This window comes from Agrobacterium sp. 22-210-1, from assembly GCF_053522525.1.
Map to the genome: position 1 here is coordinate 2,272,585 of NZ_JBNWCI010000001.1, position 13,493 is coordinate 2,286,077.

At 59.6% G+C, this 13,493-nt stretch carries 10 protein-coding genes and 1 tRNA gene; 1 reads left to right on the forward strand and 10 read right to left on the reverse strand.

From position 1 onward, the window contains the following. Window positions 1-42: 42 nt before the first annotated feature. From ACQZ5F_RS11405 to ACQZ5F_RS11450, 10 genes are all read right to left on the reverse strand, one after another. Window positions 43-1,365, reverse strand: coding sequence for an alpha/beta hydrolase (locus ACQZ5F_RS11405; RefSeq protein WP_046799375.1), 1,323 nt, complete (start codon window positions 1,363-1,365; stop codon window positions 43-45). A gap of 188 nt (window positions 1,366-1,553) precedes the next feature. Further along, a complete protein-coding gene (locus tag ACQZ5F_RS11410; protein WP_225339514.1) occupies window positions 1,554-3,050 on the reverse strand; it encodes an acetyl-CoA hydrolase/transferase family protein in 1,497 nt (498 codons plus the stop codon). A 295-nt stretch (window positions 3,051-3,345) separates the two neighbouring features. After that, window positions 3,346-4,146 carry a phosphodiesterase gene (locus ACQZ5F_RS11415; protein ID WP_225339515.1) on the reverse strand — a complete coding sequence of 267 codons (801 nt, stop codon included), beginning with the start codon at window positions 4,144-4,146 and terminating at the stop codon, window positions 3,346-3,348. A gap of 67 nt (window positions 4,147-4,213) precedes the next feature. After that, entirely contained in the window at window positions 4,214-5,506 is a 1,293-nt protein-coding gene (locus tag ACQZ5F_RS11420; RefSeq protein WP_046799372.1) for an ABC transporter substrate-binding protein, read from the reverse strand. Window positions 5,507-5,547: 41 nt separating this feature from the next. Further along, on the reverse strand, window positions 5,548-6,369 hold the full coding sequence (locus tag ACQZ5F_RS11425; RefSeq protein ID WP_046799371.1) for a carbohydrate ABC transporter permease: 822 nt from the start codon (window positions 6,367-6,369) through the stop codon (window positions 5,548-5,550). Continuing rightward, window positions 6,369-7,295: a carbohydrate ABC transporter permease gene (locus ACQZ5F_RS11430; protein WP_052820266.1), complete on the reverse strand. Its 927-nt coding sequence runs from the start codon at window positions 7,293-7,295 to the stop codon at window positions 6,369-6,371. Before ACQZ5F_RS11430 ends, ACQZ5F_RS11425 begins: the two co-directional genes overlap by 1 nt. Further along, on the reverse strand, window positions 7,292-8,437 hold the full coding sequence (locus ACQZ5F_RS11435) for an ABC transporter ATP-binding protein (protein ID WP_052820267.1): 1,146 nt from the start codon (window positions 8,435-8,437) through the stop codon (window positions 7,292-7,294). The genes ACQZ5F_RS11430 and ACQZ5F_RS11435 overlap by 4 nt, the downstream gene beginning before the upstream one ends. Window positions 8,438-8,983: 546 nt before the next feature. Further along, window positions 8,984-9,060: transfer RNA gene (locus ACQZ5F_RS11440), tRNA-Arg, on the reverse strand. Window positions 9,061-9,277: 217 nt separating this feature from the next. After that, window positions 9,278-10,696, reverse strand: a complete 1,419-nt coding sequence (locus ACQZ5F_RS11445; RefSeq protein ID WP_175414421.1) for a sensor histidine kinase — start codon at window positions 10,694-10,696, stop codon at window positions 9,278-9,280. Window positions 10,697-10,948: 252 nt separating this feature from the next. Further along, entirely contained in the window at window positions 10,949-12,976 is a 2,028-nt protein-coding gene (locus tag ACQZ5F_RS11450) for a methyl-accepting chemotaxis protein (protein ID WP_137083354.1), read from the reverse strand. Window positions 12,977-13,328: 352 nt separating this feature from the next. On the opposite strand from ACQZ5F_RS11450, the gene rpmH reads away from it, so the two are divergent. After that, complete coding sequence (gene rpmH / locus ACQZ5F_RS11455) at window positions 13,329-13,466, forward strand: 50S ribosomal protein L34 (RefSeq protein ID WP_003493611.1); 138 nt, start codon at window positions 13,329-13,331, stop codon at window positions 13,464-13,466. Window positions 13,467-13,493 lie beyond the last annotated feature (27 nt).

Here is a 13,493-nt window from a genome sequence, read left to right on the forward strand (position 1 = left end):
AAAAACGCCTAACGTTTTCGCCACCCCCGCTCACATCTCAGCTTAACGGTTACGGCATTCCGCCCGCTTGCGATTGGCGGCGGCCTCGCAGTTGACCCTTGACGATTGAAGCGCCTGATCATCCACCACGGAACCGGCCGTATCGCCCACCGATCCGACAGTGTTCTCCATGGAGCGACCGAGCCGTTCCACCTGCCTGCCATAATTTTCCCGCGTGCGCGGATCGAACACCGCAATCGGTGCGCTGACCACCACGCTGGCTGCCGTTCCAACGGTTTGCGCAGCGCCGATGCTGACAGCACCCAGCGCCTCACCCAGACCGACATCGGAATCCGTCACCGTCTGGCCAGCAATCAGGCGGTCGCCGATCAGGCGGACGACCTCGGGGCTTTCGGCAAATTTACCGTGGTTCAGGCGATCACCGGATTGCAGCTTGGTGAGATCGAGAACGGTAATGCCGGCCTTTTCCAGCTGACTGCTATAAGGCTCGACGGATGGATCGATCTGGCCGAGACGGTCGACATTGCCTGAGATACGGCGCGACAGGCTGAGTGCGCGGTCATCCTGCGAGACAAAGAGGGTGAATTTCGGCGGCGTCTTGCCAAGACTTGCGAATTGCCGGCTAAAGACGTCCACATCGAGATCCGGCGCGGCAAGAATGACATTGTTGATCTTCGGATCGACGCGGCCGTTACGGATTGCCATCTGGCGCAGCGCTTCCACCGCAAGCCAGGTGCCCATGGAATGCGCCATGACCGTGACCTCACCGATGGACTTGTCCTTGGCGAGACGCGTCAGCATCTCTTCAAGCGCATCGCGGGAGTAGTTGGTGCTTTCCTTGTCGTAATTATAGTCGAAAATGCTTGCTCGCGACGGCCAGGTGAAGACGACGGGCACAACATCCGTGCCTGAATCATGGACGATCTGGGCGAAGCGATAAACGGATTCCTCGTAGCGATTGTTGAAGCCATGCACGAAGACCAGCACGCGGCGGTCCTTCGCGATATGTTTACCGATCCAGCTTCTGGTTTCGGCTTCGGAACGAATAGGCTCCACCGCCACCGTGGTGAAATCCTTCAGCGGGTTCGGCGGCAGCTTTTTCGGCCATTGCACCTGCCCAACCTTGCGGTTGGCATTGGGCGGAATCGAAATGGTGACGGCATCGACCTTCAGGCCCGTTCCACGCTCACCGCCGAAAAGCACGGCGGTGTTTTCCGATGGCGCACGCGTGGTGGCAACCAGAAGGTTGACCGGCGTCGTGCCCGCCACGGTCTGCCCCGTCGGCGTCATGACCCCGATGGGTCGCCCACCGCAGCCTGCGAGCAGGGCGACAATCGCAATTACGGCCACAAAGCGAAGGGGCATCACATCACTCTCCTACAACCCAGAGGCAGCCGGATAGCAGCCAGGGGGAGAGAATTTTCTACCGGAGGCGGAACTGCCGCGCCAGCAACCAAAGCGGAGCAGCGGACACTTTCCGCCCCGGTGTGTCCAAACAGACCCAATTGCCGGGCGACAGGCAGGAAACTCCGTGGCCGGCAAAAGCGCAGGCCCTATTGCTGCGGCAGCATCGTTCCTCTTTCACGAAGTGTATTATGCCAGGACAGCGCCTCTTCGATGAGATGCGGCGTGTGCCCGCCCCGCGCCGCCGCCCGCTGGTAATAATCCGTCAGCGCATCGCGGTAGCTGGGATGCACGCAGTTTGCGATGATAACGGCCGCGCGCTCGCGCGGAGCGAGACCGCGCAGGTCGGCAAGACCTGTTTCGGTGACGAGAATATCGACATCATGCTCAGTGTGGTCGACATGGCTGACCATCGGAACGACGCTTGAGATGGCCCCGCCCTTGGCGATCGACTTGGTAACGAAGATCGACATATAGGCGTTACGGGCGAAATCCCCCGAGCCGCCGATGCCGTTCATCATGTGCGTTCCGCCGACATGGGTGGAATTGACGTTTCCGTAAATATCGAATTCCAGCGCCGTATTGATGCCGATGATGCCGAGGCGGCGGATGACCTCAGGGTGATTGCTCACCTCCTGCGGACGCAGGATCAACCGGCTCTTGTAATCGGCCAGCCGAGGCATGACCCGTTCGTTCATGGCGGAGGATAGCGTGATCGATGAACCGGAGGCGAAGGTGAGCTTGCCCGCATCGAAAAGCTCGAAGGTCGAATCCTGCAGGACTTCCGAATACATTTTGAGATCGTGAAACGGCGTATCGATGAAACCATGCATTACCGCATTGGCGATAGTGCCGATACCGGCTTGAAGCGGCTGGAGTTCGTGGGTCATGCGGCCATGACGCACCTCGTTCAGCAGGAACTCGGTGAGATGGCCGGCAATCGCCTTGGTCTCGTCATCCGGCGGCAGCACCGTTGAAAAACTGTCGCTCTTGTCGCTCAGCACGATGGCGGCGATCTTTTCCGGCGGCACCGGAATGAATGGCAGGCCGACACGGCTGTCCGTCGCCACGACGGGAATGGGCATGCGGGTCGGGCGTTTGGCGGGAATGAAGATGTCGTGCAGCCCCTCCAGCACTTCGGGCTGCGACAGGTTGATCTCAACGATGACCTTATCGGCCAGAATGGCGAAGCTTGCGGAATTACCAACCGAGGTGGTGGGGACGATGCCGCCTTCCGCCGTGATTGCCACGGCCTCGACAATGGCAACATCGACGCCATGGATCTGACCGCCACGCAATTGCTCAACCGTTTCGGAAAGATGCTGATCGATGAACATCACCCTCCCGTCATTGATCGCCTTGCGCAAAGCCGGATCGGACTGGAACGGCATGCGGCGCGCCAGCATGCCGGCCTCGACCATGGTCTTGTCGAGATCGTTGCCGAGGGAAGCACCGGTCATCAGGGTGATCTTCATGGGATGCGACTTGGCGCGCTCGGCCAGCGCCAGCGGCACGGCCTTGGCTTCACCAGCGCGTGTGAAGCCGCTCATACCGACAGTCATGCCATCCTGAATGAGACTGGCGGCCTCTTCGGCGCTGACGATCCTCTTCAGCAGGGACGCATTGCGGATACGCTTTTCAAGCATGCACTTCTCCATGATCTGCACTCACGATGGCACGACATCAAGCTGGCCATTTCTCTGGCGACTATGGCGTGCAGTTTCACCGATGAAACTGACATAGATCAAGGGCGCGATCGGGACCATGGCCTTAGTCCATCAAATCTTGCGCAGCAAACCGCAAGTGGTGCATCGGCGCTACAGGCCGCGGGGTCTTCGCGACATCGCCGTGCCAATCGGAGAGCTTCCGCAGCATCGTATCGGCGGCGAAATATGATGAGGCGGGCGACCGCCCCGTCATATCGCCAAAAATCGCCCGTGATCAGGGGCCTTCGCAGATGGGTGCCTGACCGAGGACAACCTGCCCCACTTCGGCATCATAGGCGCGCAAACCAAATGCACCTGTCGTGATGACCCGGTAACAAGGGTTGCCACCCGTCCACAGCGGATCGAGAACATCGATATCGGTAATGAAACGATGCGCGCAGGCCTGACCGGAACTGTAGGCTATGCCTTCGGCAGTGGTGCCCGCCATTGGCACATGGATGTGGCCAAAGATGATATGACGTATACCGCCCGGATGAGCCGCGAGGCGGCGCATGATGGCGCCATCATCATGCATGCCGATATGTTCGAAATGGCGGATGCCGCAATCCATCGGCGGGTGGTGGATGAACACCGTGACCGGCAGTTCGCCCGCGCTTTCCAGCGCACGCTCCAACCATGCCAGACGATCCGCGCCATACCTGCCGCCGATGACATCGGCTTCGTGGCTGTCGAGAAACAGCAGGCGGCCGAATTCGGTATCGATGAATGACTGGATATAGCCATTGTCGTCGCGCGGCTGTTCCGGGAAAGCTGCAACGAATTCCGGACGTCGGTCGTGGTTGCCAAGCATCAACCGCACGGGGACGGAGACGGGCGCGAGAATATCGCGCAGCAGTTCATAGGCTTCCGGTTCACCGTAGTTGCAAAGATCGCCCGTCATGACAAGAAGATCGGCGTCGGCATGTTTTTCGACAATATCGGCCACCGCCGCGCGCAGCTGCTTTTCCGGATCGACGCCGTTTACAGCGATGCCGGGCGGTACGAGATGGGTGTCGGTGATCTGGATGATCTTCATAACAGGTCTTTCTGCACAAAATGGCTGCGGGAACGGATTTCCCCGCAGCCTCTTTCAGGGGATCTGCTTATTTCAGCAGGGCGTTGGTCTGTTCGACAACTTGCTTGAGACCGGCTTCCGGCGTCACCTCACCGCGCATGACGGTGCCGATGATGTCGCGCTGTGTGCGCCAGATGCGGACGGAATCGCCACCCGGATAACCGGCCCAGGGCAGCGAACGGTCGGCCTGAAGCGAAGCGGTCTTCACATTCGGGTTCTCTACATAATAGGGAGCGAGGAAGTCCGGGCCGGTTGCCAGCTTGTTGGTCGGCAGGTAACCGGTGATGCGAACGATGGTGTTCTGCGCTTCCGGACCGGTGATCCACTTCAGATATTTCCAGGCAGCATCCTGCTTGGCTTTTTCCTGAGTCAGGATAACGGCAGAGTTGCCGCCGGTCGGCACGCCGCCCTTTTCCTTGTTGTCGAGCGGGAAGGTCGCCGTCTTCAGCTTGAAGCGGTCGCCAACCAGACCCTGGATCGTCTGAACGTGGGCCGGGGTCGAGAAGATGAAGCCGGTGAGGCCTGCACCGAACTGCTGGCGCGACTGGTCCCAGTCGAGCAGATTCTGGCCGCCTTCGGTGACAAACTGGCGGGCCATCTTCAGGGCGTTGAGACCGATCTCATTGTCGAAGGCAACGGTCTTGGTCTTTTCGTCAACGAGCTTACCACCCTGTTCGAAGACCAGCGCCTGCCACAACCAGTCATCCGGCCAGCCGTTGATGTCGTAGCTCATGCCGGCAAACTTGGCATCGAGAGCCTTGATCTTCTTGGCGAGAGCGATGAGTTCCGGGAAGGTCGTCGGCATCTTGTCCGGGTCGCCGCCAGCCTTGGTGACGAGGTCGGCGTTGATGTAGATGATCGGCGAAGAGGCGTTGACCGGCAGACCATATTGCTTGCCGTCGATCTGGCCGAGAGCGGCCATCTTCGGGCTGTAGTTCTTGTCGAGGAAGGCCTGACCGCCTTCAGCCTGGATGAACGGGCCGAGATCGGTGATCTGGTTGCGCGGTGCGAGCGTGTGCACCAGTTCCGCCGTCAGGTTGTAACCCGAGAAATAAACATCAGGCAGATTGCCAGTGACGGCAGAGCGCAGAACCTGCTGCTGGCCTTCGTTGTAACCGGCGGCCGGGGCGAGGAAGTTGATCTTCACGTCCGGGTTCTTCTTCATGAATTCATCGGCCAACGGCTGATGGAACTTGGTGAAGCCCGGCAGGTTGTAGAGAACGTTCAGCGTGATTTCATTGGCCAGAGCCGGCTGTGCAAGGCCTGCAAAAGCCATGCCGAGGGCCAGACCGCTCACCACAGCGCGTCGGTTGAGTTTCATATCAGTCTCCAGAGAGGTTGGGAGGAGGAGTGTGAACGGCGTCACTTGACGCCGGTCATGGTAATACCGGCGATGAAGTGCCGCCGTGCGAGGAGGAAGCACAGCACCATCGGCGCGGTAATCAGTGTGGCGCCCGCCATAAGCGCACCGTAATTGGCGCCGGATTCGACGTCGGCAAAGAACATCATGCCGAGCGGCGGCGGGGCGAGATTGGTGTCGGAAACCACGATCATCGGCCAATAAAGGTCGTTCCAGTGGGCGACGAGCGAGAAGACCGAGAAAGCGGCGAGCGAAGGCAGCGAGCCGCGCAGGACGAGCCCCCAGCAAATTTCCATTTCCGAAAAACCATCCATGCGTGCCGCCTCGATGATTTCATCCGGGTAGCTGCGGAAGGACTGGTTGAACAGGAAGATGGCGAAGACCGAGAGGAAGAACGGCATCATCATTGCGAAATAGGTGTTGAGGAGCTGCGTTTTCGCCAGCCCGACGAAAAGCGGCAGCGCCAGCGCCTGAATGGGCACGCAGAGCGCCGCGATGACGAGACCCAGGAGCAGCTTGCGGCCCGGAAACCTGAGCTTCGCCAGTGCATAGGCCGCCGGAACCGAGGTCAGCACCTGAACAATGAGGATGCCGACGCAGACGATGACGCCGTTCAGCATGAAGCGCGCCATCGGCACCTGTCCCGCAGCCCGGGCATAGTTTTCCACCGCGTCGAATTTTTCCGGGATCGGCCAGAGCGAGACGTTGAATATTTCCGCCGGTGAGCGGATCGACGTCAGCATCATCCAGTAAAACGGCAGGAGCATCACGAATGCGCCGAGCGCCAGGACCAGATGCGGGAAATATTTGCGGAGAGCGCCCATCAGTAATGCACCTTCCGGTCCATATGCAGCGTCTGGCCTATCGACAGCACCAGCACGATTGCGAGGAAGATAATGGTCAGCGCCGCCGCATAACCGGTGTTGGAATATTCGAAACCCTCAAGATAAAGATCGAACAGCAGGGTTTCCGAACCGAAGCGGCCCTTGGTCAGCACGGCGACCGTCTCGAATACCTTGAAGGCCGAGATGGAGGTGGTGACCACCACGAACATGGTCGTCGGCCCAAGCATCGGCCATGTCACCGTCAGGAACCGGTCTATGGGGTTCTTTGCGCCGTCTAGCCGCGCCGCCTCATGCAGATCCTTCGAAATGGCGGTAAGGCCGGCAAGGAACAGCACCATGTTAAAGCCCAGAACCTGCCAGATGCCGATCAGCGCCATGGTGGGAATGAGGAGGACGGGATTGGAAAGGAAGGCGACGGGTTCGAAACCCAGCCATTTGATCGCGGCATTCACCGGGCCGAGCGAAGGGTGCAGCAGGAATTGCCACACGGTCGCCATGGCGACGAGGGTTGCGGTGACGGGAAGAAAATAGGCGACTTCCCAGAAGGCACGGCTGCGCTTGCGATTATAGACGAGCAGGGCCACGCCAAGCGCCAGAAACACGCCGAAAGGGATGACGATGACCGCGTAGATGGCGGTATTCGTCAACGCACGCAGGAAAACCGGGTCCTGAAATGCTTTTACGAAGTTGCCGAGGCCGACGAAGCGCGTGGAGAGCGCGCCGAGCTGGTAATCCGTGACGGAAAACCCGGCGAGAACCAGCATCGGAACAATATAGATGGCGAGAAGCAGCAGGCTTGCAGGGGCGGCAAACATCAGGCCGCGCCAGATCATCCGCCGGTCCGCCTTGGACAGGCGTGGACGGGATTTGGCACGCGCGGTCATGGAAGCATCAACAACCGTCATGCCGGCACCCGTTCACGCACCGTCGTCTTGCGGCGCAGGCCATCGGCGGCAAAAAGATGAGCGCTTTCCGGGGTAAAACCGAGGTTCAGCACGCCATGCGCATCGGCCTCCAGCGCCTCGCCCGCACCCTGACGCAGGGTAATGGCAACCGTCTCGTCGCTGAGAAGACGGCAGCTGACGAAGCGATCCGCCCCGTGGGTTTCGCTGCGGACCACGCGCACAGCAAAACCTTCGGCGCCCGGACGCAGATCTTCGGCGCGCAGGCCGAGGGTCGCCGGGCCAGCGTCGCGACCTGCGGTGTCGATGCCCAGATCACGACCGAAAGCGGTGATCTTGCCGAGCGTATCGATTTCGACCGGCAGCAGATTGATGGAAGGCGTGCCGATAAAGCGAGCGACGGTCAGCGTTGCAGGCTTCCGGTAAAGCTCATCCGGCGTACCGAGCTGCTCGATCCGGCCTTCCGACATCAAGGCGATGCGGTCGGACATGGTCATGGCTTCGATCTGGTCGTGGGTGACGTAGATGAAGGTTGCACCCAGCCGCCGATGCAGCCCGGCCAGCTCCTCGCGCATATGGGCGCGAAGCTTGGCATCAAGGTTGGAAAGCGGCTCGTCCATCAGGAATGCGGCAGGCGAGCGCACCAGCGCCCGGGCGAGCGCAACACGCTGGCGCTGACCACCGGAAAGCTGCGCCGGTTTGCGGTCCAGCAGATGCGCGATCTGCAGGGTCTCGGCCGCCTGTTCGACGGCGGCGTCGATATCGCGCAATGTTTCGGCCGGCGCCATCATGCGTCCGATCAGCGGCAGACGCGCGGCAAACGGCAGACGCCGCATACGCAGCGGCGTCGCGATGTTCTGGCGGACATTCATATGGGGATAAAGCGCGTAGGACTGAAAAACCATCGCCAGATTGCGGTCGCTCGGATCAATCTCCGTCACGTCCTGCCCGCCGATCGATACCGAACCGCGATCCGGTGTCTCCAGCCCGGCAATGATGCGCAGCAGCGTGGACTTGCCGCAGCCAGACATGCCGACGAGGGACAAAAATTCCCCGGGACGGATGGAGAGATCGATCTCTTTCAGAACATCGTCAGCCCCGAAGCCTTTGCCGATTCCTGAAAGCTCAAGTGATTGTGGCGTCATTCTGCGCTCCTTTTCTGGAGCGCATATGCTTATATTGTATGACAATATGACGAAGGTTTGCGGAAAGTTCGGTGACATCAAAAAGCCAGGCAAACCCGGCTCACCGCCAAGCGTTGTAATACGGGCTTTCACCAAAACCACTAATATGTAGGGGTTTATTCCCAAATATGCGAAGCTGGCATTTCTCGGCTTAAAACCGCCTTGGAGCGCACAGCTCCTAAAGCCATGGCGAGAATCACAAGCGACCTCATTTTGGCTAAAATCTCGCCGCTGCCATGCCGCGCCTCAATCGCAGAGGCGGCGCAGTCGTGATGTCTCGAAATCGAATCCGCAAACGTGTCCGCTTCCAACATGACTTCTACTCTGAGCCATCTGGTGACCCAGAGACTTCGGCACATATTCGAGTGATTCGAAGTTTGTTGGGCGCACGGAGCCTCGTCGCCGATGCAAGAAGGGCAGCGCTCACGCGGGCCAAACTATGCGGATGAGGGCGCGCCACAGCAACGATTGACTTAGGTCTTATCGACAGTTTTTTGGGAAGAGAAATGGCGCACCCGAAGAGATTCGAACTCCTGACCCCCAGATTCGTAGTCTGGTGCTCTATCCAGCTGAGCTACGGGTGCGTGCCGTTCCGGTCGTTTCCGGTGGCGTGGCGATCCTCTAAAACGTCCTCATTCCGATTGCAAGCGATTTCGTTTCGAAATTGTCATTTTTCCGCAGCAATTCATTTATCTCATTGATTACAAAAGAAATTCCATAGAGGCCGTTTTCGAAGCGGTGCACACTGCCCTTTTTCCAGCGGGCGCGCCGATGACTGAAGGCCGTTGGCTCAGGGAATTTTCAGGCGGTTCTGGCCGCCTGCACAGTGGCGGCGCGGTCAGTGATCTCAATGCGGAACTGCGTGCCTGGGCCGGGCTTCTCGACAAGTGCTATGGTGCCGCCATGGGCAAGCACCAGTTCGCGGGCGATGACGAGGCCGAGGCCCGTGCCGCCGGAGCGCGCCGACCCGCGGAAAGCGGAAAACAGGTTCTCCTTTGCTTTACGTGGCATTCCCGGCCCGTTGTCGTCGATGACGATGCTGACGACGCTGCCAGCCCTTTGAGCAGCAATGGACAGATGTCGCGGCACGGTATTTGTCGCATCCGATTGCAGGGCTTGAACGGCGTTGCGACAGAGATTGTGGATCACACGGAACAGCTGCTCGGCATCCGCGTCGACGGTCAGATCGCCGGGCACGCTGTCATGAAACTCGATGCCGCTTTCCGGCTCAAGCGCCAGAATATCGCGCACATCCCGAACCAGAAGGCTTAAATGGACCGTCTTGCGTTTTGGGGCGCCCTCCGTTGCCTGCCCATAGGCCAGAACTTCACCCGTATAGGCCACGGCGCGGTCGATGGTGCGCAGCAGTTTCGGAGCGAAACTCCGGACCATCGGATCCTTGGCATCCACCAGCCGGTCCGACATGAGCTGCGCGGATGAAAGGATGTTGCGCATGTCGTGGTTGATCTTCGAAACGGCGAGGCCGAGATCAACGAGGTTCTTCTGTTGCCTGAGCGTTTTCTGCAGTTCCGTCTGCATGTCGGCGAGGTGACGCCCCGCAACCGCCAGTTCATCGGTCCCTTCCTCGGGCACGAAGATGCGCTCCGGATTGCCGGGGTCTTCCGAGAAATGCTGCATGCCAAGCGTCAACCGGCGTATGGGCCGGATCATGATGCGGTTGATGGAGATAAAGATGAGACCGGCAGTGATGAGTGACAGGACGATAGAGATCAGGAACACATTGCGCGCATAAGCGAGCATGGCTGCCCGCAGCTTGTTCTCGCCGAGCACCAGCTCGATGATAGTGTCACTGTCTCCGACGACATCGAAAACGCGGATGATGCGGTTGCCGCCGAACAGCAATGTGGAAAACGCATCCCGAACCGCCGCCAGCTGTGAAACATCGGAAAGATCATATTGCTCGTCCACTCCGGGCGGCGTTTCCGCTACCGCGAGCAGGCGCGACGTGCCGTCCTTGCGCAGCGCAATAAGCTTTGCCCCGGTTGCCATCAGCGTGTCGTTCTGCACGCTTCGTGGCAATTCGGCCTGCAAGCCGTCAATCACCGCGCCGGCGGCAGCCGCCGTGTTCAGGCGGTCACGCAGCCATGACAGACGCATATTGGCGACGGAAGGCACAAAGATCAGTACTTCGGCGATCATCACGAAAATGACCGTGAGCAACAGCAGGCGCCCCGAAAGACCAGCGGTCAATCCCGGCATGCAGTGCACCGGATTGTCCTCCGTGCGGTCCAAGCTGTCTACGCCTTTAGATAACACCTGGCCCTGATCCTATGCGCGCCGCCGCTTCGGTTGAACGGCTCGGTTTATATGCACGCATGATAATAGGACCTAACTGACATTTTTCCAATGCACTGCAAAATAAACGTTTTCATCAGCGCAAAAAAACAAACGCCGCCCGAAGGCGGCGTTTTAAGGATAGCGCGTCTCACGAGAAACCGCAGATCGGCTTTCTCAGAACTCCTGCCAGTCGCCATGCGCCGGTGTGGCGGCCGGCTGGGCATTGAGGGCGCGGCTGACGCTGTTCATCAATTTGCGGGCCGGAGAAGCGACAGCCGCCGCTCTGCCGGATACCGCCACGGGTCGCATCGGCTGCTCGATCCGCGTGTGGTGCGGAGCATCCTCAGCGCCAACCTTGAAGCGCGACACCAGCGTCACGAGATGTCCCGCTTCATTGCTCAGCTTGTGGGTTGCGGCCGACGTTTCTTCCACCATGGCGGCATTGCGCTGCGTTACCTGATCCATCTGGTTGATCGCCGTATTGACCTCGTGCAAGCCGGTGGACTGTTCCCGCGCTGCCGTGGCAATCGAATGGATGTGGTCATTGATCGCGAGAACACGGGTCTCGATCTCGTTCAAGGCGCTACCGGTTTTCTGCACCAGCGATACGCCGCGTCCCACTTCCTGACCGGATTTGGTGATCAGCGCCTTGATGTCCTTTGCGGCGGTGGCGGAACGCTGCGCCAGTTCGCGCACTTCCTGGGCGACGACGGCGAAACCCTTGCCCGCCTCGCCGGCGCGGGCAGCTTCCACACCCGCATTCAGCGCCAGAAGGTTGGTCTGGAAGGCGATCTCGTCAATGACGTTGATGATCTGGCTGATTTCACGGGAAGCGTGCTCGATGCGATCCATGGCGGAGACGGCATCGCGCACGACACTGGCGGATTCTTCCGTCTTCTGCTTGGTCTCGGCCACCATGGTGCTGGCTTCCTGCGCACGATCAGTGGAATTGCGAACGACGGCGGTGATCTCGTCCAGCGCGGCGGACGTCTCTTCCAGCGCTGCGGCCTGCTGTTCCGTCCGCTTCGACAGATCGTCGGCCGCCGAGCGCAATTCGTTTGCGTTGCCGCTGATGCCTTCCGTGCTGCTGCGCACCTCGCGCATCGTTTCCCGCAGCTTGGACAGCGTCTGGTTGACGTTGGCCTGGAGTTCGGCAAACACGCCGCGGAACTCACCGTCCATCTTTTCCGTCAGATCGCCGCGTGCCAGACTTTCGATGACGCGGCTGGTCTCGGAGACGCCATTATCTACCCCGGTGAGCAGCGCGTTGATCGTTGCAGCGAAACGGTTGAGGTTTTCGTCACCGTAATCCTTGTTGATGCGGCGGCTGAAATCGCCTCCCGCAGCCGCATCGACGACGATGGCCATGCCGGCCTGAAGATCGTCGCTCTTGGCGCGCATGGCGGTTTCCTGGGCGTTCATGCGGCGCACTTCGCGGCCATTCTTCTTGAAGACTTCAACGGCCGCCGCCATTTCACCGATCTCGTCGTTCTGGCCGAGATAAGGCACATCCGCGTCCAGATTTCCGTCAGCCACGGCGTTCATCACTTCCGAAACCCTGCGGATGGGCGCGCTCAGCTGCCGGGCTCCAATATAAAGACCGAAAGCCGCGCCGGCCAAAATGCCGCTGCCGGTGACGATGATGACCAGCCAGAATGTCGTCGTTACAAAACCGTCGATGCCGGCCTTGACGGCCTCAAGTTCGGCAATGTCATTCTTTACGACTGCATCGATTTCCGCCTGATAGGCTTTGCGGTTGGCCCGGTTCGCGTCGTTGTTGCCCTGCAGGTTGGCCGCCTGCGGGCTGGCCTCGCGGGCAAGCCGCGCGGTTTCCAGGCGGAACGCCTTGAATTCCTTGAAGCGGTTGGAGAGGTTATCAAAGGCCGCCTTCTGTTCCGCTGGAACGAGAGGGGTCCATGTGCCGATCAGCTTTTCCATAGCGTCAAGGTTCTTGACGATGCCATCCGCGAAGGGTGCGGCCTTTGCGATATCGGGGGCAGCGTAAACCCCGCGCGCCTCCATCACAACCGCGGTGACCAGCCGGTTGAGCGCCTCGCCCTTATAGGCGCGCTCTGCCGCCTTTTCATATGCGACCGTACGCACCCGGAATTCGCTGACCGCATAGATGGACAGTCCACCGATAGTACAGGCCACGAGGCTCATCAGCCCGACAAGAAGATTGATACGACCGCGAATTCTCAATTTCGTTCCCCCAACACAAGCCAGCCGCACGACGGAAAACAGGAAGCTGGCATAACTTTTCGCATCACAACATTTATCAATGCTGCGTTAAGAAAGAATTTCGGATTTTACCGATTGCCCGTTGGAATCAATCTCTATTGGCAGTCGGCGAAGGAGATGGCGGTGCGTTTTCCGCAAAAGGTGAACCGCGAAAACCCCTTCGGCAATTGACTTTGTTCGGCCTATGCCCTTATAAGCCGCGCACGCTCGGCCATTGAAAGCTCGCCCAGGCGGGGTTAGCCGTGCAAAAAACGAAACGCTCTTGCAAATAATTGCAAATTCAAGAAGGGCCGCACACCGCGGTATTAAATAAATGTCGAAGCGTACCTACCAACCGTCCAAGCTTGTTCGCAAGCGTCGTCATGGTTTCCGTGCCCGCATGGCTACCGCTGGCGGCCGCAAGGTTCTCGCAGCCCGCCGTGCGCGCGGCCGCGCACGTCTGTCGGCTTAATTGCCGAGCCTGTGGCCCGATGAAAGT